The sequence below is a fragment of the Halorubrum sp. FL23 genome (genome assembly GCF_052439115.2).
GTDB classification, from domain to species: Archaea; Halobacteriota; Halobacteria; order Halobacteriales; family Haloferacaceae; genus Halorubrum; species Halorubrum persicum.
Window position 1 is genome coordinate 43,179 of the sequence record NZ_JBQVRO020000009.1, and the last position, 25,110, is coordinate 68,288.

Here is a 25,110-nt window from a genome sequence, read left to right on the forward strand (position 1 = left end):
CCCTCTTCACCACCTCTACGTGACAATTCTACAGTTACGACTTAGCTGTAATTACCCAGATTCTGTTGCCGCTGGCGATCTGCCGGTACGTTTGTGATGAGCACTTCCGCTACGTCGTCACGATTGTCTGCATCACTGTTCACCATTCTCGCTGCGTCGACAATCTCGATTGTGAATTCTGACACATCCTCATAGAGTTCGCCGACTGGCGGTGAGTTGGATAACACAACGTACACCCCGTTCTGGCTGAGTTTGACGGCCAAATCACGTAGTCGACGCTGATCGTCTTTGTCGAAGCCATCCGACTGATACTGAGTGAAATCTGCCGTTTGGGATACAGGTTCGTACGGAGGGTCGAAGTATACGAGGTCGCCTTCGTCAACACAGTCGACAAGGTAGTCAAAATCCCGATTGTAAATTTCAATATCGTCGAGTATGTCGCTTGCTTTCCGAACTTGCCGCTCCCGGATGAAGTCAGGATTCGTATGCCGACCGAACGGAACGTTGAATCCTCCAGATTGATTTTCTCTGTACAGCCCGTTGTAGCCGGTTCGGTTTAAATAAAGCATCAGACTCGCCTCCTCTACTCGCTCTTGTAGGGACCGCTCGTCGAGTTTGTGGAGTTTATTGAACCGGTCACGAGCATCATAATAGTACTCCTCTTCGTACTCGTGGCGGTGATTCTCTTCGATTAGTTGCTCGGGATGATCGCGGATAACTTCGTAGAAGCTAATCAGTCGTCGGTTGAGATCGTTTATTGTGCCCTCGGAAGGTTCGAGGTCGAAGAAGACTGCACCTCCGCCAATAAACGGCTCGTGATATTTTTCATACGAAATGGGGAATCGCGAGTGAAGCTCCTGAAGGAGTTGGCGCTTCCCTCCAACCCACTTGAGAATCGGCTCAGCCATCTATTGCCATTTTCTATGGTTGGGTCATAAACCCAAGGACTCTGATAAAGTTCGGTTTATCGACCACATACGGAGTCTCATGGTCTTCTAGCGAATGGACTGATCAACCGTGCTGGAGATAACGATTAAGACCATTCATGCTCGTTGTTCGTATAATGGTGGGCACCGAAGATCAGTTCTTGACACAGGATATCCACGAGGAGAAGGCAATGCTCATCGTTGAACAGCAACTTGAGAAGGGGACGATCGAGATGAAGCACGACGAGCCTGTGCTACACCACATCCCTTCAGGAGCAAAATTCGAGTCGGCAGTAAATATGGCTCACTTCCACAAAGGGTGGGAGGCACGGGGAGAGGTGTCTCAGTAGGCTAATTGAAACTGCTAAAGTCGGCCTGGTGTCCCTCGATGTCCCGTTTGCGTTCGTCCATCGGGTTTTCAGCCTGAATCAGTAGATTCGAGATTAGCGGCGGTCTGCTCTTCGACCAGTATCGCTTCCACTCTCTCTCCTCGACAAGTGCTTCCCAATCATCGGGCGTGAAACTATGCTCTGCCCAGTTGTGAGCGCCGTCGACGTACAAGTGGTACTCGTCCTCTATGTTGACATCACGTCCTGGGAGACGTTCGTCGAGATAACGGTCGACGGTAATGAAATCGGCATCAAACTCAACACCGTAGTAATCGCCGGATCCCTTGTCTTCTGACAACATCCCCTTCTTCGCAGCCTCGACATCGACACTCTCGTAGTCAGATTCAGATTCACATACGTAGAGTAACTCCGCTTCCGGGTCATCACCATCATCGAATTGCGACGGGTCGCTGGCGGTGTGAATGAATTCGATCTGACCCTCGAGTATATTGTGCTGGTTGGAATTCACGAACTCCTTGTACAGCTCATATACATACTTGTGGATCCGAAGAGTGTATATCTTCCGTTCGAGTTCTACCTGTTCGTCGCGGAGCGTTGATTGCACCGTTCCTACCTCATGAAGAGCAGTGGGACGAACGTGCTCTTCATAATACTCGATATATTCCTCATTCAACTCAAATCCGAGCGGTTTTCGATCGAGGGCTTCTGCGATAGCGAGTGTCGTCCCAATACCGGCGAAGGGGTCGAATACGACGTCACCAGGCTCGGAAGCGAGGTGAACGATCCGCTCCACAAGACCTTCTGGGAATGGACTCGGATGGTAGCTGACTTTGGGCCCCCACTGACCCTGTTTCGGGATCGGGAATTTCCACACGTTACTCGGGACCATTCCCCTTGGACTGTATCGTTCGGGGTAGTTCACCCACCACTGTTCGAATTCGTCGGTGTCGGTGATCCGAATCGCATCCTTATCGTATTTGAAATCATCTGTTTTCGAGAACATCGTCACGTGCTCGTGCACATTGCGTAGACGGCCTTTCTGATGCCATGGACGCGTGCGGAGCTTATCCCAGATAATGTTGTCTTCCATCCGCCATGACTCCGGGAGCGGATCATAGACCTCGCCACACGTCTTGCAAATCAACGTACCATCGCCCCGATCGCGACGAAGGCATCCCTCACAGTCCTCGTCGAGGCAGGTTTCGTAGTTCGGCAGGTTCTCCAGTTCGTCGGCGATGTCGAATGGCAGACGAACGACGCGTCCATCGATTTTGTATGTATCAGTGACGATCCAGAGCGTACAGTCGTCAGAGGCAATTTCGTAACACTGTTTGTAGATTTCGCGAATGTCGTCGAGAAAGTCCTCGTAGCTCTGTTTACCGACCTGTTCATCGTGATCTCCGTAATCGACAAGATCGGCGTAGGGAGGTGACGTGATGATCGTATCGACGAGCCCATCAACGTTGTCGAACTCCTCCTCCAACCTCGATTTCAACTCTCGCGAGTCATGTTGGTAGATATGGAAACGAGAGTCAAGATCGTCGGCCATTTTTCATCAGTCTCTCTGGCAGGACCGGTGATAAAGGAGTTGGTAAAGCGTGAGGTGGTCCTGTGTGTCGTATATCAAGTCAGCCTACAGAGGGAATCGGCTCAGGTAGACAGATAAGTCAGTTCTCTACTCTCAAATTCCCACGTAGGAAGCAAACCGACCAATTCAATACCTCTTACCCCCGTTTGGATGTACGCGAATCGCAGGAAAGCTTCGACCCGCGTTCCGTAGCATAACGAAATCACTCATAAATCACGGTCGTTCTTTATAAGGAACGTACCGCCGTCTGGCGGATTTGAATCGTTATGAATTGGAACGGGCGCGACGGGATTATCACCGCGCGGAGCGGGCGTTCCCAACGATTTCGCGGCTGTCGCTCCCTGCCGGCTCGCTTCGCTCGCGGGCGGGGTGCGCTTCCACCAACCGCCCTTCTCAGTGCTACATGGCACTCTCTTCCTCACGACCGGGATCAACCGAGGGTTCAACATGCTTCTAATGGATCGTGAGCCGGTCACGCCGTCCGTCGATTCAGGACCACAAGATGACGAGAAAGACCCGAAGTCGAACCCGAGTATCACTCACACAAACCGAACCCGATTGTCGGCATCGAAATATCGACCCCAGTGACCAGCAGCACTCTCTCCGAACCCGGGTGGCTCAGAGATGACCCGACCCCAAGAAGCGATTAGCACCTACTTGGATGCGAGGCGATCCGAGGTCGCTGAATCAACGATCAGCAGTCACAAATCTCGGCTTGGTCAGTTCTGCGGGTGGTTTGAGCAACAAGACGACATCGAAATAATGGCCGATTTGTCGCCATTAGATCTGACGCAGTATCGTTCGTGGCGACGGGAAGATGGCGATCTCTCACCTGCCAGTGAAAAGACGCAGATGGACACCCTGCGGGTATTCATCAGGTGGTGCGAGAAGATGCAGATTGTCGAGGAGAATCTGTCTAATGCCGTAGAGAGTCCGACCTTATCCAGTGACGAAAATAGCCGAGACGAGTACGTATCGGAAGACGAGGCCGATATAATTCTTGACCAGCTGGACCGGTTCAAATACGTATCTCGGGATCACGTTGTCACTACCCTACTCTGGAACACCGGTCTACGCACCTGCTCGATCCGTTCACTGGATATTGGGGATGTCGATATTGATGAGGAGCTGCTGGAGTTACGCCACCGCCCAGATCAGGGGACTTCACTGAAGAATCAGTATGCGTCGGAGAGAATGGTGGCGATTAAACCGACGACTGTGGCTATTCTCGGCGATTATATCGAGCATACACGCGTGGATCAGTGCGATGAGTTTGGCCGAAATCCGTTGATCACGACGACAAAGAATGGGAGGGTTGGATCGTCTGTGATCAGGAAGCACAGTTACGGTCTTACTCGGCCCTGTAAGCAGGGGTTGGAGTGTCCTCATGACCGTGACCCTGATAGCTGTGATGCCGCCCAGTGTAAATCGGATGCGTATGGGTGTCCGTCGAGTAAAAGCCCTCATACGTGGCGTAGGGGGCATATCACGCATCTCTTGGAGAACGATGTGCCACCGGAAGTCGTGTCTGGTCGGGCCGACGTTACTCCCGAGGTTATCGAGGATCACTACGACAGCCGCGACGAACGAACACGGGTTGAACAGAGAAGGGGGTATCTCGACAACATCTAAGATCGGTAATAGCCCAAATTGGTGATCTCATGAGTCACTGGAGTCAGTGACTGCTGGCGACAGCACCTCCTTGTTTCGTGCATGCCCCTGTCAGAGTCACTGGAAATCTTCCGTGATTGTTTCTCCACACTAAGTTGAACTCTCTATTTAGTCAAGTATATTTGAGACAGTCCGTTGTGCTGCTGTTACAGCAGACTCCCAATCATCATACTGCTCACAACATTGTTTATACATCACAGGATGATGATCTTCTATTTCCTCTGCACGAGGAATGTCGCCAATATAGTTTAATAGCCAAATCACGTGCCAAGTGATTGCTCTAACATCAGTATCTTCTGGATCGTTAGATGCAGGTATGTCAGCTATGTCTAATGTATTTTCCCAACTCCCAAAATGCTCGATATAGGTGTTATAGCTGTGCTCACCATAGTCAATAATGTCTTGAGTTTGTGGAGATTTCATGAGTTGAGCCGAAACAGATCTTAGATCTGTAATGAGGTCTTGATCGGTGAGAATCCTATTATTAGTTGGAACCTCTCCAGTTGCCGTATGTACCGCATTTGTCCAACTCCCAAATCGTTGGGAAATAGTGGCGATAGCATGGTCGCCGTGCTCATTATATTCGGTAGTAGTTGGTGGATGATTGATACAGTCTGTCACACCAGAAATTGATGACAATAACTCGCCATCAGAGATCTGTCTGGTCGGTATTTCTGGTTCAACATCGAATCCTGCGAGGGCTACCGCGATTGAGACAGATTCGTAGTTACGAACATATACTGACGCAGTATAATCTCCGTATTCATTTAGATCCGTAGTAGTAGGTATCCGTCCTATTTTGTTCCCTACGTTCTGAATATTAGTAAGCAGCTTGTCATCCAAATGTCCATGTCGATTTTCAACAAATTTACCCTTTACCCCCGCCTCATCCAGTAGATCGTACCAGTGATCAAACTCCGATCGGTATTTAGAATATCGATACTCAGAATTTTCTTCAAGATCAGTAACACGAGGAAGACGGTCAACTGAATCAGCGACAGATTTTATATCACTTAGTAGATCGTCTCTGGATACCCAACCACCAGTAAACCGATCCGAAGCATTATATCCAGCTTCACTTAGAGCTTCAACGATTCCTCCAAACCTGCTTTTATATGTAGTATATGAGAAATTTCCGTATTTAGTGATGTCTTTTGTTTTTGGAGGTCGACGCACAATATCACCGACCCTCTGAAGATCTTCAATTAAAACTTCAGTAGAAATATACCCATCTTTGTCATCCATTCAAATAGACTCTATAGCGGTGTTACAAGTATTATTGGATAGTTCGACATGGTATGATTTGGCTCTGTTGAAATCCTATTCTTCAGTCACATTATCGATTGAAACAGCCGGTCGACGAAGAGTGCTAATTTGTTGGCGCTACTCCTAAGCTGGCGTCACACTCTGGACAAACGAATTCACTCACGCCATGGCCGATTCCTCCCTTATTTACGGGGATAATGTCTCGGTCGCATCTTGGGCAGATTCCCATACCCCTATCCTCAACTTGTGCGACATATAATATTTTGCCACGTAAGGAACCTGTACTGAGCGATTTTTGACCCCCTGTATTGAGCGCAACCGGATGAAGATGGATTATCTGCTGAGGATTTCAACAGAGTCGCTTCAAACTACTCGTAGTAACTGACGCGCTCAACAACTTCCGCGAAGGCGACATTCTCGCGCACATCTGTAATCTCGATAGTGACACGTTCGCAAAGCAGTTATAAGAAGTCGTCAAGTCCTGTATCGATCAGATCCTCGGTGTCTTCTTCCAGTTCATGGGTTAGGTCCTTACTGTTCGGGACCTCAAAAATCAGTTCAGGATTGGACTGGTTGATCTCTGCCAGAACAGATTCAACTTCGTCATGGATTGGTGCGTCTGGGTTTGATCCCGTAATAGTACACCATGCCCGTGCTCTGGTGAGAGCAACGAATAACTCATTACGCCGATTAAGTTCTTTCCCGCGCCAATCTTCTTCAGTCGTCGAGTCTACCCCGAGCACGTACACAGAAGCAGCTTCGTTACCCTTCGCCCGGTTAATAGCTGAGACAGTGACTTGTCCAGGTGACGAGAACACTTTGGAACCATCTTCAGAGGTATTGCCATTCTCTTGCCAGACGGCATTAGTCTCGATCCCGTGCGTTTCAAGAAGATTACCGAGATAGTCGTTAACATAATTGCGATTCTTTTGTCCGCTCCTGCGACTCCGGGATAACGGAATTACGAGGACCTCTTCAGGTTTCAGACCTTCCTCAAAAATATCCTCTCGGATCTGTTTGGCTACCCATTCGATTTCGTCTGCCTTTGATACAAACGAATGGTGACATAGCAACCTGTCAGGCTCAATTTCATCTTGCAGAGGATGCGGTGAGTTCTCTTGAGGACGTGAAAGGAGAGCCTCACTACCTGTTTTACGGAAGTCAGCATCAATCTCGTAACCAAGATTCTCCCACCCATCCTGCCTGGTGATCATTTGGACTGGCCCCCCATCGCGTTTCAAACCCATCCCGAGCGCATGTGCGGTCATGAGGAGTGATCGGTGTGCACGATACGCTTTCCGCATGATGTAGGTTTTCTGAGGTCCGTTCTTGTAGGTTCCACTCAAATCTAACAGAGGGTCTCCGTCTGCATCTGTTCCAAAGAGGTTTTTCGGGCTGGGGGCTTCTAAGCTGCCAAGATCTTGGGCTTCGTCATAGGCCCAAATAAGACGGTTATCATCTGTGAGTGCCTCTCGACACATGTTGAGAAAATCGGGTCCGAAATCCTGTGCTTCGTCGATAAGGATCGCATCCCAGAGATCAGGAATATCTCCTTCTTCTAAGACCTCAGCGGCGACAGCTTCCTGAAGGTCGTCAGCATCTGAGAAGATAGCTTTCGCTTGCCCAAAATTACGGAAAGAGACGTTCTCCACCTCATTAGCAATCCTGTAGTACACACCATCACCAGTTTGGCTTCCGCCCCAGCCGTGGATAATATCGATAGATGCATCTGATTCTTTGAGTGACTGGCCGCTAAACTGTTCGTAATACCGATCCACAAGCGTCGTGATATGACCGTATAGACTCTTGGTGCTGAAGGTGAGAGCAATCCGGGGATTTTCCGCAGAACTGGGTTTCCACCCGTTCGGATCACTAAGCATTCGAGCTGCCTTCATAGCGACAAGAACGGTCTTCCCCGACCCAGCAATTCCACGAATTTGCTGCGGACCAGGTGGAATTTGGAGACCAATCTTCTGTTGTTTTTCGTCAAGTCCACGGATCCCGGTCGTTACTAAGTCATAATATTCTGCCTTGGTTTTGGGGTCATCAGAGACCTCTCCATGTGATCCGCTGATCGGCTGGCCACAACTCAACACACCTCTTGCGGCATCGTACTCTGACTTATTGAGTGGGTCCAGGTTTGGGAGTGATTCAAGTCGATCACGCAATGTCACTTTCCCCAACTCATCCCCCGTGATTACTCGTGGAGCTGATGGCCCGACAAAACCTCGATTCTCCCATTCTTCCCGTTTGATATGTGGGAGAACGACCACTGGAATCATCGACACAGTACACTGTCCTTGGTTATCACGCAATTCCGGCTCTCTCTGGAAGTACGAGGTCAAAAAGAATCCCTGATTTCGTGCTTGCTCAAGGGGAGTCGCAGTTCGTTGGGTCATGTTCTGGAGGACCCATGTGTCGCCTTCAATTCGATCTATATGCTCTATCGTGTATCCCTTGCATTCGATGACGACGAGGCCCATGTCCTCATGGAGCAGCACAAAATCTGGTTTCCGGTCAAATCGGCTTCCACCCTTCTGTATAATCGGATACTGGTGGTAGAGGACTCCTCGATCGTTCGAAGTAAAGCAGCGTTTTAGCTTATTCCAAACAGTTATTTCTGCCTCACCGCCCGGATCTGATTGAGAAACAGATGACGCCGAAATAAATTCCATAAATTATGACATATTGTGAATTATTAAAAAGACTATGATTCTGCTTCTCACCAATATCGCAGTCAGTAGAGTTTGTGAAGTTGTAAGGTACTCAGGTTATCGCGTGAGCAGGTCGGCGAGTGTTTTTTGACCGTCAATATCGAAGTCGGGTTCAGCGTCAGGATCGCGGAGGTAGATGCTCACGCCGGTTCGGTGCCCGTGATTCTGGACGTTGACGATGTCGTAGTCACTGGCATCAATTGTGCGAGAAAGCGTGCTACCGACTGTTTTTGATCCTCGGCTCTGCTCGTGGATCACCTCCAGTTCAGTGAGGTTGTCGTCAGTACGGTGGATGTCGATGGTTCGCCGGAGGGCGGCGATGTCATCGATCGTTTTTGACTGGGGTGAGGCGAGTCGGTCGCGGTCAATGACGCCAGTGACTCCTGGTGGCCCACCGATTGTCTGACCGATATACAGAATCTCTGCGTTAACGTCTCTGAGTGCGAGGAACACGAGTCCGGGGACGAGTATGTCACCGGGGATCTTCGTCAGTTTGATGAAGAAGTCACTGGGCATGGACTGAGCCGTGGTTGTGACCTCGTCGGTGAAGTTGTATTCGCGGAGTATCTTCAGTGATTTGGGGATTTCATTTGTGGTGGTGTCGGTGGTGGTCATTACCTTGCTGTACCAGAGTTATTCGGGTAAGAGTGAGCCATATCCACAGTGAAAGTGTAAGTAAACAAACTAATATTAAAGGCACCGGAAATCCACCGGAGAATCAGGGCGGTTCGGTTGATCGCTCAGTCAATCGCTGTGAATTGCCGTGACGTTCCACCCGAGGCCACCACCCGGCTCTACATCGACGGTGACGTACATCGGAGGGTCGTTCACCGGTTTGGGGTCAAATTGGAAGTTGTCCGGCTCCCCATCATCTAACTGAACTTCAATATCGTATTCGCCAGCTACGACTCCACTGTCCCCGACTGCGAGCCACTCCGGATACGTCCGTTCTTCACCAGGATCAAGAGCGACTTGCCCGGTCGACGTGATCGGCTCGCCTAACGGACCAGTTGGGCCGTCTTGGATCCGGATTGTGATGATATGCGGAATTGTATGGTCGTTTCTGACGACGACTTGTCCAGGTGACGGGGACTCGTCATCGGACTCTGTGGATGAAGAACAGCCAGCAAGGAGCGACAGAGTAGCTAATCCACCGGTCTGTTTGAGGAGGGCACGGCGACGCATGACACAATAGTCTCAGATTGGTCACAAGTATTTGTTCCTTGTAGTACGCGGTCATCGACAAGACGAATGGCTACGGGAGTAGCATATTTTCCGGCTGAACTCCTGTGTACCGCCAACAGATGTGGTGACTGTGCGATGGGGCGCATACCACGACGACAGGGATGAGCGGAAACGGCGGTATCCCGGTGAATTGAATTCCTGACAAACATGCGTTTCAGGGCTTCTCTGAGCTATTCCCGAGCGGAAATCCGGGGTGTGTTTCTTGAGGAAAGCCGAGCGGAAACCCGGGGTGTGTGCCTGAATCCCGAGCGGAAACCCGGTTGATCCTCCGGTAAATCTAAAACCCGGATAACACTCGTTTCAAGCATTCTATCCACCGGTCCCGAGCGGAAATCCGGGGTGTGTGTGATCTGATTCCCGAGCGGAAGCCCGGGGTGTGGATCGTGTATTTAGAATTACATCCCGAGCGGAAACCCGGGGTGTGTCCCCGACCTTTTCTCATCAAAAGCCGAGCGGAAACCCGGTCCAATCCCCAGTAAATCTAAAACCCGAATAACGCACGCTTCAAACGTTCTATACACCGGTCCCGAGAGGAAACCCGGGGTGTGTGTGATCTGATTCCCGAGCGGAAACGCAGGGTGTTCCGGTAACTTAATCTCCGATAAACGCGGGTTCCAGACTTTCTATCCGGTGGTCCCGAGCGGAAACCCGGGGTGTGCGAAAGTCAGCCCTTGTCTCGCTGTCGGTCCTCGCGGAGCATCTCCGTAGCCGACGTCTCCTGTTCAATCTCCTCAGTTGTGAGCGCACCCCGCAGCTCCGAGGGGCGTTTCACGGCTTTGACCATGATCTCTCCGTCTTCGTGTTCGACAAAGCGGACACGCCCCGGTGTATCGATGTCGAGCTTGTCACGGATTCTCCGGGGAATCGTCACTCGCCCCTCACCCGTGACGACGGCGACTATTCCGTCCGATTCGGTCATATGGTACGTATCGGAAGTAGAGGTACTTCAAATCAGATCCCAGTGACTGTTAGTTTTGAGAACGCAGAGAGAACGGGGAAGAAATCCTCTCGCAAGCACGGAGAGAGATGGTAATGGCTCCAGACCTATTACATGAAGAATTCTCGGAGGGAGCAGGAGACGCGACCTTCGCGGTACTACACACGGCTTTCGAACCAATCACGCAGTAACACTTCTTGTTGTGAGTGGTACCTACTGAACTCCCCCGCTGTGAGTAGCGAAACTGGGGCTGGACATCTACTCATCTTCTGTCAGCTCCTCCTTGGCAGAGTCACGTGCGTCCTTGATCATCGATTTGTATCTCGCATACATCTCGGGTGACCGAATTAGAGCGAACTCCGCATCTAATTCCTCTACAAAGGGCAGTTCTGGGGAGAAACCAGGGGCGGTCGAGCCTATCCCAAACACCTCGTTATTTGTGTCGAACCGTGGATCATCCGCATCAAACCGATCTACATCAGTCATATTCTCAGGTCGCAAATCTTCTACTTCATCATGTAGAACACGCATCTCTGACTCCCGTCCCTCGGTTTGATAGAAGACAGCGTCTAATACGTTCACCATTTGGAGCTTATTCAGATCAGTCACAACATCGCTCCCAACATCAACTACACCGGTACCGGGAATGCGATAGCAATCAGGATCGTACATCATGAGCGTGAGGTCGGGAGAGATTGGGCAGAATATCTGTATGCCCCGTGTTTGGAATCCTGTTTTCGTGCCCCTGATTTCCTCCTGAAACATCGGATTATCCAGTACGACGGGGTGGTCAGAAAAGATGAATCCCATCCCGGTAGCGTCTCTCAGTAATGCTACTTTCAGATCTCCAATCAATAGTGGCCCGTACATCGAGACAAGTTCGCCCATTGGGAATGCGGGGCTGTTTTTGACCTGGATTTTGTCCTCCTCCAGCATCTCTAAGGCTGTTTGACGCATCTCTTCGTCGTCTCCTTCCATAGCGCCTTCATTTGCTTCGAGCAAGAGACGGAGGAGTTCGTGAGTCAATTCCTGAGACTCTTTTTTTGCGTTCTTCGTTCGTTTATGCGTATGAGTTAAAAATGTGAGAACGTACATCCACTCTTCCTCACTATCTAATGCGGAGAGCGTCTGCTCGTTTCTGAAGTCTTGGAGGACAGCCGCAAACCGGTCCTCCATCTTCATTGTCGCTTCTTCTTGCTCAGCGTCGTCGCTATAGAAATAGTCCTCGTAGCAGAGATAGTGAATCGATGTCGGAGGGAATTCTTGACGGCGGTCTAATTGATAGGATGGGAGTTTCTCAGTTTCGGGGCACCACCCCCGCATGTAGAGTTTTGGAACGTAGTGCTGTTTCTTTCTCGCCGGCATTATCTCGGAGTCGGGTTGGACATCTATGAATTTACTGTAGATTATGAGTCTGATTGAGTTGAATAGTGACGACGATCTGGGGTTCACGTATCGTCGAGGATACGTATTAAATGCGCAGAAGAAACACCCCCGATTATGGACGTTTCAACACCTGGATAGTCAGAACTGGTGTCGCATCATGTCGTGCCTGACCCCGGGATTGAGCGCGAGCGCATCGACGACAATCATCGGCTCAGCGACGATAACCCGTCGCTCCCGCGACCGCCAGTCCCGGCGCGAAGCAGTACACTGTCCTGGTCACGGATGACCCAGTCGCGGTCGAGAGGTGAACGGAACGAGACTGTTACTGCGTAGTGGCTGAGTCACTGGCCGAGCCGGAGCGGGTGGATGGTGGTTGGTGTTGGCGTCGATCCGAGGTCGTTCCGTGGACGACCGATCTACACGACATCACTGTCGGCGACCAGACTTACGAAACGTACCGTGATCGCAGTCATCAGTACGTCGTGGCACTCTTCGCCGAGCGACTGGATCGAGAACAGGAGCAGCTGGAGATGAGTGACGCCTCGGGGACACAGGTCAGACTCGGATTCAGCGACTGAGTCTGTCGAATCTACCTGTGGTTTATGTGTATATCTGAGGAAATGGAGATGGGGACATGCCTCTGACTTGACCGGGCTGCCTCCTACAGCGCCCGATCCCCCGTCCCCGTCTTGTGATTAGGTGGTAGAGTGGTATCTGTGTGTTGGTAGCGACTGCCAACGTCCTGACTAAGAACTTAGGGAACGGTGGTGTCGGCCCCTAAATTATAGATTCACCGGATTTCTAACACCTAAGAGCTTCTATCGCCCGTTAACTTAGGAAACAGTGGAGGGTGTATTAGTTATAAAGAAACAGAACTCCAGAAGATCAGGAAGCGGCGGTTGTTTAATCGAGGGCATCGTCCCGGAGTTGGGTGTCGAGCCACGGATCATTACCATCTCTCGCGTACACAATCTCCTCGATCTCGTCCGTGATCGCAATTCCGGCATAATTGCTCACCTCAAGCTCTGTGGCTGCCATTCTCTTCGTTAATCTGCCGTTGAGATGATCAATCGTCAAGACCAGGGCTTCCGCGAGCTTTTCATCGCCATGTTTGCGGCGGAATGCTTGGATGTCGTCTCGGTGATCAGCGGCATCAAGAATCGCCTCGAAAGTGTCGGTGTCCTTGATTTCGTCGGTGTCGGTGTTTGTCATGATGTCTCATCTGTTCGCGTCACGGATTACGATTGGTGTTGCGTGCTATGTGATGACGTGATGTGATCCGGCTATCTGCCGCGAGCGTTGCCATGGTGTGTCCACGAGGCCGCCACCACGGGGCCATGCCCAACAGATCCAAGGGTGGGTACAACCTTGTACCCAGTACGAAGATGCCTGAAACTTCGAAGACAACAGTCGTCCAAGACAGCGATGGGTACTACCGGATCAGAATCCCAAAATCTCTCGGTGACGCGATGGAATTGGCTGGCGAAAAAGTTGAATGGTCGGTCGACTCAGGAAAATCTCTCAAAATTACAAAGGTGGATGATGACTGACGTAGTGCGCGTCATCCGGCAGAGTCAGGGAACGGAGGACAGCATCTCACTCAAACAACAGCGAAACAACACGCGAGAGTTAGCTGAGGAACTCGGTGCAGACTCACTCGACACGATCGACCTCGGGAACACCTCGGGCTTCAGTTTATTCTACAAGGACTCAGACGATAATGGGCGGCTGGATGCCCAACCCGAGGTGCAGGAACTGATTTCCGGGTTGCGTGCAGGAAAATGGAACTACTTGATCGCGCACGACGACACGCGGATCGCACGAGATGAGTATTTTAGCGTGATTCAGCACGCCGCGCTCGTAGGTGGATGCGAACTCAGATTCGTATCAGATGTCCCCGATGACCGACTTACGTTCCGGATTCAGCGGGTAGTGGAGGCAGAGACGAAGGCCAAAGAGATTGAGAAGTCGAAGGCAGCAGTAGAGCATCGACGCGAAAGAGGGTACTATCACGGTACCCCTCCCTTCGGACTTGAATTCGACTCAGAGGGCGAGTATCTTGTCAAGGATATGGATGAGTGGCCGATTATTGAGAGGGTATTCGAGCTGCGCGAGCGGGGGTTGTCGTACCGCAACATTTCCGACGAGATCGGTACAATCTCGAAAAGTGGAGTTGGGAATATTATACGGGAAAACCGTGAATTGTACCTAACACGGTTGGATGCTAATCACCCCGCTGTTTCCAGTGCAGATTAAGTCAGTGACCGTGACTATTAATCGCGCTACTGGTGTCTGTGGGTAGCAACAGCACTGAACTGGAGCAAAGATAGGAGACCTATTGAAATGGCTCTGTTAGAAACCCATTCTTCAGATCTATTATTGTGTGAAACAGCCGGTCGCTAAAGGCTGCGAACTTAGCACTGTGTATCTGCCATCTCAACGCTATCGCCCCCACCGAACCCGATGCTAATGTCGATCTCCTCGTCTATCTGTTGCGAGTTCCGGTCTGTACAATCTATAGTCGTTTTGAGAGTCTGTATTTCGGTTCCATTGAGGAACAGGGATACGGTGTACGGCATCCTGCTCGGAATGCCGGAGACGGCGTTAGTCTCCGTGTGGACGTATGGATCTCCTCCGCTCGCACTCGGTAGTTGGTATGTCTGCTCAAACGCTGTTTGTCCGGCAACTCGAATCTCGACCCGTGCGTCGTGTGCTTCATCGGTGTAGTTCCGAAGTCTGAACCCAAGCGTTCCAACGAATGGTAACGACGTACAGCCGGCGAATCCTACGAGGACAGAGAGACTACAAAGCTGTAAGAGCCGCCGTCGTGACCAAGACATCTGTGTACTCAATACGTTACGGATGTCAGATAAGTTCTTTCTGGTAAGTTAACACTCTGTACTGAACGATCCGTGAGTTCCCTGTACTGACCACAACCGGGTCAGAATGTATCACCTATTGAGGATCTCAACAGAGACTCCGCAGAAGATCTCTACTCGTGTTCTGTTCCGATGGGGAGTTCAAATTCTCCATTCCGAGCTGCTTCAATTGTTCCTTCATCCGATTCAATGATTTTAACAAGAGTTTGAGCGTTAGCGAATTGATTGTCAAGAATTTGCTGAGAGTGGGTGTTGAGGGTCCCACGGATTCCTGATTCGACGATCTCCTCAACGTCTTTGCCGGAGTGTTCCGCGATGTATGGGAGGACAGTTAGCAGGTCTTCGTCAATGTCGACTGTTATTTTTGTCATCGATTGGGTGTCGCAGTAAGAGAAATTATAGCCGTGCCTTCCGGCGTTATTTGTCATCTTTTTGACTATTATTAAAAACACCGATTGTGAGGGTGCCGTTTACCGTGGTGATTCCGAGAGACAGACAAATCAGGGGAAATTCGGCTCTGTTGAAACCCTCGGAATTTGATATATCTGACTCGGTTGCGGTCAATATAGGTGATCTAAACACCGACACACAGCACGAATTTGCCTACATTGTGTCAGGAGCCTTGTGCGAGATACAGAAGACATAGTCAGGAAACCTATAGGATATTACATCTGAGGGGTTCAGTCGAAGAGAACGTAGGATACTCTGAGTACCTGTTCGGGATGTTCAATATACCACCGAGGTACCCCCCAACCGGGCCGTACTTCTTGATGTGGGAGTTCATATAGAGCTTCTACAGCTTCGTACAGGTCGTCTTGTGAAACATCGTCGTGGCCTATGAGTACCGTTTCAGGGCGCTCAGTGGTTTGGTTGTTACCGTTCGTTCGTGGCTCTGTATCTACTCCCATTTCGATAAGCGTCTGAAGAGCCGCAACTCCGTGAATTCGGTTGTCGGTGTAATGGACTATCGGCTCATCTTCGTAGCCCTCGGTAACAAGTACAGCATACACTCCTGCGATTTGGTCTACAGAGGGTATTTCGTCGCCTCCGCTGTCCGAACTAAACCCGTTCTGTAAGTCGGTACAACCCGCCAGAAATAGAGGCAATACAACTATTACATCACGTCGGGAGGGCATAGTCCATTTTGCCAATAGTGGCGTTATAATCTTTCTTCCCAATCGATAACCGGCTGTTTCATGCGAAGATCCGCCTGAAGATGGGATTTCAACAGAGCCAGAAAACTCAGTCGGCCAGTGACTCTGACTACGCCTCGCCCAGATCAGACGGGTAATACTTCCCGAGATCCGCATCCAGTTCATCCACCGCGTAATTGCTTATAGTCGCCACGAGACGCCGCGCCTCAATCAGCTCCGGTATATTATCAGAGTTGCCTGTTGCCGACTTCTCCAGTAAATCCAGTCGCCTATTCACGACAGCAAGCTGCCGCTCAACCCGTTGAAGTCGATGTTCGGGGGAACGGATGTCCGTGGCAGTCGGGTCGAGATTCCACTTCTCCGCCTTCTCCACCCCTTCATCGGTGAGCGTAGCTCGCTTCGGGGGGATGGGCGTGGACGCCCGTTCATCTTCATCAATCTCCACAAGACCGGCCTCAGAGAGCTTCAGCAAGCGACGACGGGTTTTGTCATTATCCTCAATTCCGGTGAGTGTTCGGACTTCACTGGTGTTGAGGCGGTGGTCATCTTGCCGGTGAAGGGCGTCTAATGCGCGGAGTGCGTCACCATCGAGTTTCGTATTGTTATGTTCCATCTTACATTATTCGGTGTGGAAGAAACTCTCTTAAGGGTTGCGCGGATTCCCTACTCGAACCGCGTATGAAACCGATCAGGAAACCTCAGTGGTTCCGATTCACACCCGCGAGTAAGTTGCGCGTAGTGGTTGAGCGCAACGCGCAACGCGAGACGGGTAGCTCTCATTCAGTAGAATATCGGCCTACTCACGTAACTCACCAAAACGCCTCGCATACTAAGGTGGAAATAGAAATTAGAAGAGGAAAATGGGGTGAGAGAAAACGGAGGGAAAAGAAAGATCAGAGATCAAGAGGAGAAGAAGGGTGAATAGAGACGTGAGGGAGAAGAGGAGAGAAGAAACGGTGAGGGAGAGGAGAGGAATAGAACGGGAGAAGAAGAAGAAGAGAAGGGGTCACGGAAGGGAGAAACAGGAGATACAGGAACAGGAGAGAAAACGAACAAGAGGGGTCACGGAAGGGAACAAGAAAGAAGAATCAGAAGCAACCAATCACCCCCAGAAAAGCTGTAGCTGTCATTGCTGTATTGCTGATTATTGCGGAAGCGACCGTAGGGAGCGTCCGAGCCGCGACCGACGAATGGCACTCACGCCTCAACATCCGGCGCGTGTGCGGCACTTGGACACCCCAAACACGGCCATACAATCAATCGTGTTCTCTACAGTGGTGCAGCTGGTTCAGTGACTCTGGGAACGTTGACGACGAGTGAGTGCAAAAGTCACTGTACCTGTGTGCGTCGCCCAACATCTATTCTACCTGTTCTACCTATTACGTCTACTCCACCTAATATGCCAAAAATAGGCTACATAACTATTCTAACCAGTGATTTGGACAGTTTTTATTCCCCATGATTGTACAAGCGAATGCTCCTCACACGAGGAGAAGCCTACCGCTCGTGAGGTCTGTCCAAGTGTTTGATGGAATCCCTGATGAGAGAATCGAGGTTGCTGGCCGCTCAGCGAACAATTGGCCACGTGAACTGAGGCCATCGATTCTTCTTGGGGATTTCCCTTTTGAATGGGTCAAACTACCCAGAATCAGCGTTCCAGTCAGTACACCCAATTCCGAGCCACTGACGCAGGGTTGTTCATTCAGCGCACACGTACAGAAGTACCATGATCGAAAGGGGTGGAGCCGTTCCGAGGAAGTCCAGGAACTGGCCGAAGAACACACCCACGAAGGACTTGAGCAACTGCGCCGAGACATCGAGGCAGAAATTTCGGTCGCCACCGATCGGGAGGCGTTACTGCTGAAGTGTTTCAACGAGTTAGGCAGTTCACAGCGACTTCAATTTCTCGTTGCCCCGTACCCATTCTTCGACCTTCTCGACTCCCTCCTCGCGTGAAACAGGTTGCTTGACACTATCTCCAGTACCGCCCTCATTCACTTCTGTCAGCTGTACAGTAGTGTAAAGGGAAATTCGCCCAAGATTCTGCGGAGGGTCGGGATCATGTTCGACGTCAAAGCAGAACTGAGCATCATCAATTTCTACCGCGTCAATCCCTTCTACAGTAGCCTCCAGCTCTTCTTCCGTCGATGTAGTGTTCACGACGAACAGAAGACCAGAGAAGTCTTCATAGAGAGCAATCTGGGAAGGCTCTACCTCCTCAACAAGCAGATCGATGAATTCTGCCATCGTGACAGAATCCCGGGTGTCAGCAAGAAGATCAGAGATCAGATCGTCAACTGAATTCTGGCCATCATTCCGCTGGTCGAGTTCCCGAATGGTTGCTTGTGTGAGCTTGACCGTCTTCGCTGCAGCAATGTTTGACATTGCGATTAATAATAGTCCACACATACTTATGAACGCTTTAGTAATGACACCTGGCAACTTAGAGAATGAATCGATTAGTTGGCGTGTTGAACAGGTATTATTGATGCTGCTGAACATACGCTTTTTATTTCGGGGTATTGCCGGGGAGAGCAAAGAGTAGACGAAAGCGAAAAAGAAGAGGACGGAAGAGTTACGTGAGGGAACAAGTCAAGGGAATCAGAACTGAAGCGACCATTCACCCTCGGAAAGCTGTAGCTGTCATCACTGTTATCGGATTGCTGTAGTGACCGTAGGGAGCGTCCGAGCCACACCCGAGGAATGGCACTCGCGCCTCAACATCCGGTGCGTGCGCGGCACCTGGACACCCTGCGTGCGACCGTACAATCACTCGCGTCCACCATGGAAGTCGCAGTGACTCGTGGTCGGTTCGCGTCGACGCCATGCGGTGCCGGGAGCAAGAGTCACTGGAAGAGCGGAACAGCACACGCACAAAATAAGAATCCAGATTCAGTGACTCTGGGCAATCGTCACATCCAGATTCAGGCGCGCAGCATTCACGTTCTTCGATACCGTGGACGGGTCTACGTTGCGCGACTCAGCCCATTCCGACTGCGACATGTCGTGAATCTCAGTCATCAGGTAATCCCCCGCTTCGGCAGAGCTACACGCGGCTTCTACCAACGCCCGGTACCGGTACCCATCCGGCAGCCTGTCTTCATTTTCAGACACACCATAATAGAAATGAATCCGGTCGTTCACATCGAACACGTCTCGGAGATTTGTGACTAACTCATCCACGAGATCATCATCTACCACACCGTCTTCTGACGAAATACGGTGTCTGACAAGCCCATTGAGATTTTTGTTGTTGTCTATGTCGGCAGTCACACGACCGTGCTGTCCGGTAATAGATTCGAGATCGTTGGGGTCTGATTGGTCATTCAATTCAGATTTGCCGTAGGTTTGTAGGACATTAAACCAAAATTGCCCAAACTCGTCCCAGTTGTCGAGTAGCTTCGTTGCTACCTCTTTGAGATCCGGGTTCTCATCCTCATCGAGCGACTCAACCCACTCCACAACCCCCTCTCGATCCAAGACTCCAGATTGAGGCTTGAGATAAAGCGATCCGAGAGTCTCCACGGTGTACGTTGCTCCGGACACAGGGCCGGTAGGCCGAGAAACAGACACGAACACGTCTGTCTCGGGGATTCTGTAGATGATGTGTCCACGGTCGGTGGCGAAGTGTTTCCAGTTCTTCGGGATTGTCCAGAGTTGTTCGCCTTCGAGGACTGCGGTGCGGGTGGCGGATGTCGTTCGGGTGGTTTGTCCGCGCTCGTCGGTGATTTTGATGATGTGTTCGTTTTCTTTTTCGTTGTTGTAGGCTTTGAGGGTGCCGTTTTCGGCGTATTCTCGGATCTGTGCGTCTTCTGCGAGCGTCTTAGAGTCATTCGTCATCACAAATGCGAGCATAGTCCATCCGCTTATAGCGGTTGGGCTTGGGCATTCACTATATACATGTTTGGTACGAGATCAAGAGTCACTACAAACCAGATAGAAATCACGAGTATGAGAAAGCCCGCGTATCGCCCCTCCGTCTGTCAGCCGCAGGGACGTTCTGGAAGCGGGCTGCGTCAATCAACAGTGCCCGATGATTTGACGCGAAGCGGCAGACCGTGATAGTCCGCCGTACTGCACTCTATACTACCAGATCCCGACGTAAATAGTTAGTGACCAATCATCGATCACGGTTCGCGTCGACGCCATGCGGTTCCGGGAGCAAGAGTCACTGGAATCCACGGGATCACCACGTAGTCAATCGTCACGCCCGCGATTAACTGAAATCCTTATACGTGTATCTACGCAGACCTGAACCCACTGAGGCCCGCGAATCACCCCGTTTATAAAAATCGAGGAGATTTTTGTGTGAGCAGTTTCGGTGATTCGACCGAGCAGTGACACCCCACCCAGACACTCGGTGATTCTCGTTATCTAAACACCCCGAGAACCCTCGCGTGCCGACCGTGACAGGGGTAAAACCCGTGATCTGTTCCTCCAGCTCACCGTGTTTTCTCGGGTTCAATGTGTGATTCTCGTGATCGGCGTCGATTTTCCGGTGACGGTCGGGGAGTTTAGCCGAGGATTCAGTGACTCTTTCTCCCGGCACCGCACTCAACCTCCTTTCTTCGTCGGTTATCGCGTCCCTGATGTGGGTGAGAAGGTCGTTCTCTACCACTTAAGATATATCACTTAAGTTATTTGTTTATAAATATAATTCCTGAACAGCCTTCTCAAGTCGTCTTCACCTTTTCAAAGAAATCAAGGTATTTTTTGTGTGAGCGATCTCGCGTCTGCGGCCCGAGCCTGCTGACCACGCTCGTTCCACCAACTTTCGCTGATCTCGCGTGTTACCCACGTCACTCGTAGCTTAACTGTATTTACTCGTAGTTCAGCAGGGTCGGGACAGCAACAACCACAGCTACAACAAACCCTTTCTCTAATAGTAAGTTAAATTACGGAAAGACTTAAGTAAGTATGACTAATACTGGCCCGTAGGACGAGCTTTTTCGTTTGAGGATTACCAGAGAGAATCCGAGGACGAGGTAGGACGGGTTTGAGACCGTCCTAACCGCCGAATAAGCAAAAGAGGAGAGGCAGCGCGTCCGAGAACTGTTTTCGGCGTGTTTTCGGGGGGATTGGACGGGGTCGAGAATCTGTCTGGGCTTGGCTCCGATAATGCTCACACAAAATTCTCCCGTGTTTCTTTGAAAGAGAGTAGAACGTCTTTACCATCTGTTTTGAAAGTGAATTTATAAAATAATAACTAATATGATAATAAGAAGGGCGGGTTGGAATCGGATTAGACGACGAAAACTGAACGTAGAGGTCGCGAACCGACACAAATCAGTCCAGAATCACTTACAAAGTCAATTCCGCGCGTGACATCCCGAGTTTGGGGTCGAGTGCGGTACCGGGAGCAAGAGTCACTGGATCCCTCGTGGTGTGTCGCGTGCGTGTATCAATGATTTCTGTGTCGGGGTGTGACTGTTCGGGCGAATCACCGAAACTGCTCACACAAAAATCTCCTCGATTTTTATAAACAGGGCGATTCAGGGATTCACCGGGTTTAGCCCCCCGTGAATGTACGTATAAGGATTCTCAGTTATGAGTTTCTGGGGGTATGATCAGGTGAAACCCGTGTTTTCAGGTGTTTCTGTCTATAGACGGCTGTTTTTGAAATGAAATCGCATCGAGGGTTTATATACGAGTGGACAGCAGTACCAGATAGGACACAACAGTGCCCGAAATTGACGCCCGCCTTTCTGCCGCTGTCAGCGGCGAAAGGGCAGAGTACGTAGAGTATCGTGTCGAAGACGGCGATAGCAAGACGCAGATCGTGCGTGATGCGTTGGATGCGCTGATCGAGCGCGACGGGATGCCGGGAGACGCAGCTGACGACCCGGACATTGACGAGTCTGACGAGGATGTGCTGGACACCGCCAGTGACTCTGACTTAGTCATCGAACCATCGAAGAGCGGTGCGGATGCTGTGAACCTCGCAGATCCGGATGACGACTTCTTCGATCCGGATGTTAGCACGCCGGTTACCGCACCGAATCTGACTGGGTGGAAGGAGTCGGACGCGATTGCGTCGACGTACAGCGACAACAAGACCGGCGAGAAAGGACGAAAGCACGTCTACCTGAGCGTGATCGAGGAGATGCACGAACCGACTCGGCTTGAGGTTCTGGATGCGATTCAGAAACTCGGGGTGGAGAAGGTTACGGCTGAACGCGCGCTGAAGAAGTTGGTGCGTGAAGGGCATCTGTATGCGCACCCGACCACCCCGGAAGGCCTGTTCACCGACGAATTGATGGAGCGAATCCGACTGAAATTGGCTGACAAGAGGCGGATGGGTGATGCTGAATCCGCCTTAACTGATAAGGAGAAGATTCAGTACCCGGATGATTGGTCGCACATGGTCTTCGGGTATGATGAGTTGGTTAGGAAGGTATACTACACGGATAAACAGTCGTACCTCCGCAGTCTCGTTAAGTTCGTGAATCGGTTCTTAGTTACGTCTCTCCACATTACTCCGACTCAGTGGAAGTCAGATAGCATTCACACGTCGCTGACGGCGGATGATCAAACTACTGTGATGAATACTATTGATAGTGAAATTCTTAGGCTTCTGGAGGCTGAGTTCGGCGATGACTTCGGTGACGCTGGTTCTGAATTTAGCCGCATCATGGCGCACACGAAGCGGCTTAATGAGAACGACAAGGGGACCCAGGAGTATGCTGATCTGTGGGGGGACATGAAGGAGTACCTCAATACCTTCAGAGACGTTGCCGACTCGTATGATGACGCCTCTGAGTCCTCTGATCGCTCTGTTCACTCTGACTCTGAAATGAGTGTCTCGGATGCGCGAGAGGTGATGGAGATGGGTGATGGTGATCTCACGGAAGACCGGATCGATTCCCAGTACCGTGAGTTGGCCTCTGAACGGCACCCTGACGTGGGCGACACCAGTGAAGCGTTCATCGAGGTGAAAAATGCGAAGGATGTGCTGATGGACGCTGCGTAATCACGAGATCAAACTCCGAGGATTGGCTTGTATCTGACGCGGCAGTATCTATTGGTTTCTGGCGTTCTGTTTTTTGGCGCGGTGTTTTTCGTAGAGTCACTGGCCAGTGACTCTGGGAGGGTTAGTTGAATTGGTCGGCATGTTTGAGGGTGGCGTCCCGGTCGTCACTGACGTATGACCGGGGTGGTATCCCGTGAGTTGTGTCATACAAGCTGCTCTTGGTGGAGAGTCACTGGAATCGGCTTGATTGTCAAAATAGTCGTAATAAATAGAGTAGGTGAAACAAGTGGAATCGATCCAATAGGCGAAACAGGTGAACTCGGTGAAAAAGAGGAATAGGGAGATAATGAAGTCGGATGAGTGATACGGATGATGAATCCGAGAGCGTTCCAGTCACAAACTGGATGACTCAGCAATCGCTGAAGTCATGCTGTATTGCTGTATGTGTACGACCGTAGGGAGCGCCCCCTGCGAGTCGTGGCGCGCGGTCAGTGTCTATGCTACTCCCGATTCATTCAGTGACTGCGTTCGGCCCGCGACACACCCCGCGTTTCCGCTCGGGATTCGAAGTCTGGAGAGATTTATCACCCACACTGAAGGAATGATATTCCACAGAAATACCACCTATTGGGTGTATTTGGCCGTCTCAATATCTCGGGGGAGGTGGATTAGCTCAGTAGATCTGCGACCTACTGCGTAACAGAGGGTGTCCAAAACCCTCGATCCCGCCAGTGAAGGTGTCGTCGCTCAAGGGTTTAAGCCCGGAAAGGCGGTGCCAGATGGTATGCCTAATTCAAAGGCTTCCGTCATTTGTGTCGCGATGCAGAAAGGTGGCGTCGGGAAATCTACTACTGCAATTAATCTCGCTGGTGCGCTTACAGTCACTGGCTCGGACGTCCTCTTCGTAGATCTTGACCCGCAAGGAAATGCCTCGGAGACACTCGGTTTTCGGGAGGAGTACATGAGCGAGAGTCAGAGTATCTACGATGCTCTCGTCGGTTCCAGTGACAGCGATCCTGACATCGGTGATCTCGTCGCGGAACATGACGAGATGGATGTGATCCCAGCTCACCGCCAGATGGTTATGGCACGTCAGGACATCACCGATCCGACGAGATTCAGGTCATGGCTTCAGAGTCAAAAGGGGAGTTGGGACTATGTTGTGGTTGACACGCCCCCATCACTGGGGCCAGTGACTGACAGTGCGGTCCTCGCTGGGGATGAGCTTGTGCCTGTTGCCCAGGCGAGATCATCGTCGAAACGATCAATCACCCTCCTGTTGGATCAACTCGATGAACTCGAGGATCACTTCGGGAAGGTGCCTGAAGTTTCTGCCGTCGTGTGTAATGGGATCCGTCCTGATAGCGAATCTAAGGAGATGGTTTCGTGGTTGGACGACTTTGGTGTTCCAGTCGTTGGTATTCGAACTCGGGTGGCTCTCCAGCGTGCTGAGTCAGCAGGGGTGTCGACGTTCGAGCATGGGGAGACGAGTGGCATGGAATCAGAGTATCGTCGGCTTGCAGAGGCAGTCACTGGGGGTTGTCGTGATGTCTGATGGTGATGAGGGTTCTCGACGACGAAAGCGTGCGACGTCTGAGCGAATGCGTCGGTATACAGATTCCTCTGGAGAATCAGAGAAGACGTCAGAAGCAGAAGGGACATCAGAAACAGGAGAAACGTCAGAAACGTTGGAAGCGTCAGAAACGCCAGAGACGGAAGAGAGAGTAGATCAAAATGGCACCATTGAATCACGGTTACAGTGGGTAGGCGGGACATCAGTTCGAGACCGAGCGAATCTCAATTTCTATCTTCCCGATGAGATCAAATCCGAGATCGAAGCTACGTACTTACAGCTCAACATTGAGTACCAAAAGCAGTATGGAGAGACGTTGAAGAAGCATGAACAGTACTACCCACATCTGCTTGAGCAGGGGCTGAATGAGGACGCCCTCCGGGAGCAACTCGGGTTGAGCTGACACGTCCACAGGGCAATAATGATCTTCTGTACCTGATACCAAGCTGCA

At 50.9% G+C, this 25,110-nt stretch carries 22 protein-coding genes and 1 pseudogene; 8 read left to right on the plus strand and 15 right to left on the minus strand.

Annotated features, from left to right (window positions below):
- Positions 1-41: 41 nt before the first annotated feature.
- Positions 42-908 carry a DNA adenine methylase gene (locus ACT4MF_RS11995; RefSeq protein ID WP_444682773.1) on the minus strand — a complete coding sequence of 289 codons (867 nt, stop codon included), beginning with the start codon at positions 906-908 and terminating at the stop codon, positions 42-44.
- 155 nt (positions 909-1,063) lie between these two features.
- Here ACT4MF_RS11995 and ACT4MF_RS12000 point away from each other — a divergent pair, with 155 nt between their 5' ends.
- Positions 1,064-1,276 carry a DUF8069 family protein gene (locus ACT4MF_RS12000; RefSeq protein ID WP_444682774.1) on the plus strand — a complete coding sequence of 71 codons (213 nt, stop codon included), beginning with the start codon at positions 1,064-1,066 and terminating at the stop codon, positions 1,274-1,276.
- A gap of 1 nt (position 1,277) precedes the next feature.
- Here ACT4MF_RS12000 and ACT4MF_RS12005 read toward each other — a convergent pair whose 3' ends face one another.
- Positions 1,278-2,825: a DNA-methyltransferase gene (locus ACT4MF_RS12005; RefSeq protein WP_444682775.1), complete on the minus strand. Its 1,548-nt coding sequence runs from the start codon at positions 2,823-2,825 to the stop codon at positions 1,278-1,280.
- 663 nt (positions 2,826-3,488) lie between these two features.
- On the opposite strand from ACT4MF_RS12005, the gene ACT4MF_RS12010 reads away from it, so the two are divergent.
- On the plus strand, positions 3,489-4,496 hold the full coding sequence (locus ACT4MF_RS12010; RefSeq protein ID WP_444682776.1) for a tyrosine-type recombinase/integrase: 1,008 nt from the start codon (positions 3,489-3,491) through the stop codon (positions 4,494-4,496).
- A 147-nt stretch (positions 4,497-4,643) separates the two neighbouring features.
- On the opposite strand, the gene ACT4MF_RS12015 is transcribed toward ACT4MF_RS12010, so the two are convergent.
- From ACT4MF_RS12015 to ACT4MF_RS12045, 7 genes and pseudogenes are all read right to left on the minus strand, one after another.
- A complete protein-coding gene (locus tag ACT4MF_RS12015; protein WP_444682777.1) occupies positions 4,644-5,780 on the minus strand; it encodes a homing endonuclease associated repeat-containing protein in 1,137 nt (378 codons plus the stop codon).
- A gap of 389 nt (positions 5,781-6,169) precedes the next feature.
- Positions 6,170-6,253, minus strand: a pseudogene (locus ACT4MF_RS12020) (TRAM domain-containing protein); the annotation flags it as partial.
- A 9-nt stretch (positions 6,254-6,262) separates the two neighbouring features.
- Entirely contained in the window at positions 6,263-8,476 is a 2,214-nt protein-coding gene (locus tag ACT4MF_RS12025; protein ID WP_444682778.1) for a DEAD/DEAH box helicase, read from the minus strand.
- Between the two features lie 96 nt (positions 8,477-8,572).
- A complete protein-coding gene (locus tag ACT4MF_RS12030; protein ID WP_444682779.1) occupies positions 8,573-9,130 on the minus strand; it encodes a hypothetical protein in 558 nt (185 codons plus the stop codon).
- Positions 9,131-9,259: 129 nt separating this feature from the next.
- Entirely contained in the window at positions 9,260-9,700 is a 441-nt protein-coding gene (locus ACT4MF_RS12035) for a hypothetical protein (RefSeq protein WP_444682780.1), read from the minus strand.
- Positions 9,701-10,424: 724 nt separating this feature from the next.
- Positions 10,425-10,679, minus strand: coding sequence for an AbrB/MazE/SpoVT family DNA-binding domain-containing protein (locus tag ACT4MF_RS12040; protein WP_444682781.1), 255 nt, complete (start codon positions 10,677-10,679; stop codon positions 10,425-10,427).
- A gap of 276 nt (positions 10,680-10,955) precedes the next feature.
- On the minus strand, positions 10,956-12,149 hold the full coding sequence (locus ACT4MF_RS12045) for a DUF4238 domain-containing protein (RefSeq protein ID WP_444682782.1): 1,194 nt from the start codon (positions 12,147-12,149) through the stop codon (positions 10,956-10,958).
- Positions 12,150-12,415: 266 nt separating this feature from the next.
- On the opposite strand from ACT4MF_RS12045, the gene ACT4MF_RS12050 reads away from it, so the two are divergent.
- Positions 12,416-12,661, plus strand: a complete 246-nt coding sequence (locus ACT4MF_RS12050; protein WP_444682783.1) for a hypothetical protein — start codon at positions 12,416-12,418, stop codon at positions 12,659-12,661.
- Positions 12,662-12,986: 325 nt separating this feature from the next.
- Here ACT4MF_RS12050 and ACT4MF_RS12055 read toward each other — a convergent pair whose 3' ends face one another.
- A complete protein-coding gene (locus ACT4MF_RS12055) occupies positions 12,987-13,295 on the minus strand; it encodes a DUF7437 domain-containing protein (RefSeq protein WP_444682784.1) in 309 nt (102 codons plus the stop codon).
- A 342-nt stretch (positions 13,296-13,637) separates the two neighbouring features.
- Between ACT4MF_RS12055 and ACT4MF_RS12060 the strand changes: the two genes are divergently transcribed.
- On the plus strand, positions 13,638-14,339 hold the full coding sequence (locus ACT4MF_RS12060; protein WP_512053294.1) for a recombinase family protein: 702 nt from the start codon (positions 13,638-13,640) through the stop codon (positions 14,337-14,339).
- A gap of 736 nt (positions 14,340-15,075) precedes the next feature.
- Here ACT4MF_RS12060 and ACT4MF_RS12065 read toward each other — a convergent pair.
- From ACT4MF_RS12065 to ACT4MF_RS12075, 3 genes are all read right to left on the minus strand, one after another.
- Entirely contained in the window at positions 15,076-15,333 is a 258-nt protein-coding gene (locus ACT4MF_RS12065; RefSeq protein ID WP_444682786.1) for a hypothetical protein, read from the minus strand.
- A gap of 309 nt (positions 15,334-15,642) precedes the next feature.
- A complete protein-coding gene (locus ACT4MF_RS12070) occupies positions 15,643-16,098 on the minus strand; it encodes a hypothetical protein (RefSeq protein WP_444682787.1) in 456 nt (151 codons plus the stop codon).
- A 127-nt stretch (positions 16,099-16,225) separates the two neighbouring features.
- On the minus strand, positions 16,226-16,729 hold the full coding sequence (locus tag ACT4MF_RS12075) for a hypothetical protein (protein ID WP_444682788.1): 504 nt from the start codon (positions 16,727-16,729) through the stop codon (positions 16,226-16,228).
- A 304-nt stretch (positions 16,730-17,033) separates the two neighbouring features.
- On the opposite strand from ACT4MF_RS12075, the gene ACT4MF_RS12080 reads away from it, so the two are divergent.
- Positions 17,034-17,411, plus strand: a complete 378-nt coding sequence (locus ACT4MF_RS12080) for a hypothetical protein (RefSeq protein ID WP_444682789.1) — start codon at positions 17,034-17,036, stop codon at positions 17,409-17,411.
- A gap of 592 nt (positions 17,412-18,003) precedes the next feature.
- Here ACT4MF_RS12080 and ACT4MF_RS12085 read toward each other — a convergent pair.
- The gene (locus tag ACT4MF_RS12085; protein WP_444682790.1) at positions 18,004-18,501 is read right to left on the minus strand and encodes a hypothetical protein; all 498 of its coding nucleotides are present in this window, start codon (positions 18,499-18,501) and stop codon (positions 18,004-18,006) included.
- A gap of 507 nt (positions 18,502-19,008) precedes the next feature.
- Entirely contained in the window at positions 19,009-19,959 is a 951-nt protein-coding gene (locus ACT4MF_RS12090) for a hypothetical protein (protein ID WP_444682791.1), read from the minus strand.
- 1,837 nt (positions 19,960-21,796) lie between these two features.
- Between ACT4MF_RS12090 and ACT4MF_RS12095 the strand changes: the two genes are divergently transcribed.
- The 3 genes from ACT4MF_RS12095 to ACT4MF_RS12105 all read left to right on the plus strand — a co-directional run bounded on the left by ACT4MF_RS12095 (position 21,797) and on the right by ACT4MF_RS12105 (position 25,062).
- Entirely contained in the window at positions 21,797-23,086 is a 1,290-nt protein-coding gene (locus tag ACT4MF_RS12095) for a hypothetical protein (protein WP_444682792.1), read from the plus strand.
- A gap of 784 nt (positions 23,087-23,870) precedes the next feature.
- Positions 23,871-24,641, plus strand: coding sequence for a ParA family protein (locus tag ACT4MF_RS12100; RefSeq protein ID WP_444682793.1), 771 nt, complete (start codon positions 23,871-23,873; stop codon positions 24,639-24,641).
- Between the two features lie 46 nt (positions 24,642-24,687).
- Complete coding sequence (locus ACT4MF_RS12105; protein WP_512053295.1) at positions 24,688-25,062, plus strand: DUF8160 family protein; 375 nt, start codon at positions 24,688-24,690, stop codon at positions 25,060-25,062.
- The last annotated feature ends 48 nt before the right edge of the window (positions 25,063-25,110 follow it).

What these genes read in the sequence shown, in the direction of transcription:
- ACT4MF_RS12100 (WP_444682793.1), top strand. Translation starts at nt 23,871, where the DNA reads ATGCCTAATTCAAAGGCTTCCGTCATTTGTGTCGCGATGCAGAAAGGT.
- ACT4MF_RS12085 (WP_444682790.1), bottom strand. Translation starts at nt 18,501, where the DNA reads ATGTCAAACATTGCTGCAGCGAAGACGGTCAAGCTCACACAAGCAACC.
- ACT4MF_RS12015 (WP_444682777.1), bottom strand. Translation starts at nt 5,780, where the DNA reads ATGGATGACAAAGATGGGTATATTTCTACTGAAGTTTTAATTGAAGAT.
- ACT4MF_RS12005 (WP_444682775.1), bottom strand. Translation starts at nt 2,825, where the DNA reads ATGGCCGACGATCTTGACTCTCGTTTCCATATCTACCAACATGACTCG.
- ACT4MF_RS12025 (WP_444682778.1), bottom strand. Translation starts at nt 8,476, where the DNA reads ATGGAATTTATTTCGGCGTCATCTGTTTCTCAATCAGATCCGGGCGGT.
- ACT4MF_RS12070 (WP_444682787.1), bottom strand. Translation starts at nt 16,098, where the DNA reads ATGCCCTCCCGACGTGATGTAATAGTTGTATTGCCTCTATTTCTGGCG.
- ACT4MF_RS12065 (WP_444682786.1), bottom strand. Translation starts at nt 15,333, where the DNA reads ATGACAAAAATAACAGTCGACATTGACGAAGACCTGCTAACTGTCCTC.
- ACT4MF_RS12040 (WP_444682781.1), bottom strand. Translation starts at nt 10,679, where the DNA reads ATGACCGAATCGGACGGAATAGTCGCCGTCGTCACGGGTGAGGGGCGA.
- ACT4MF_RS11995 (WP_444682773.1), bottom strand. Translation starts at nt 908, where the DNA reads ATGGCTGAGCCGATTCTCAAGTGGGTTGGAGGGAAGCGCCAACTCCTT.
- ACT4MF_RS12030 (WP_444682779.1), bottom strand. Translation starts at nt 9,130, where the DNA reads ATGACCACCACCGACACCACCACAAATGAAATCCCCAAATCACTGAAG.
- ACT4MF_RS12105 (WP_512053295.1), top strand. Translation starts at nt 24,688, where the DNA reads ATGCGTCGGTATACAGATTCCTCTGGAGAATCAGAGAAGACGTCAGAA.
- ACT4MF_RS12010 (WP_444682776.1), top strand. Translation starts at nt 3,489, where the DNA reads ATGACCCGACCCCAAGAAGCGATTAGCACCTACTTGGATGCGAGGCGA.
- ACT4MF_RS12000 (WP_444682774.1), top strand. Translation starts at nt 1,064, where the DNA reads ATGGTGGGCACCGAAGATCAGTTCTTGACACAGGATATCCACGAGGAG.
- ACT4MF_RS12075 (WP_444682788.1), bottom strand. Translation starts at nt 16,729, where the DNA reads ATGGAACATAACAATACGAAACTCGATGGTGACGCACTCCGCGCATTA.
- ACT4MF_RS12035 (WP_444682780.1), bottom strand. Translation starts at nt 9,700, where the DNA reads ATGCGTCGCCGTGCCCTCCTCAAACAGACCGGTGGATTAGCTACTCTG.
- ACT4MF_RS12055 (WP_444682784.1), bottom strand. Translation starts at nt 13,295, where the DNA reads ATGACAAACACCGACACCGACGAAATCAAGGACACCGACACTTTCGAG.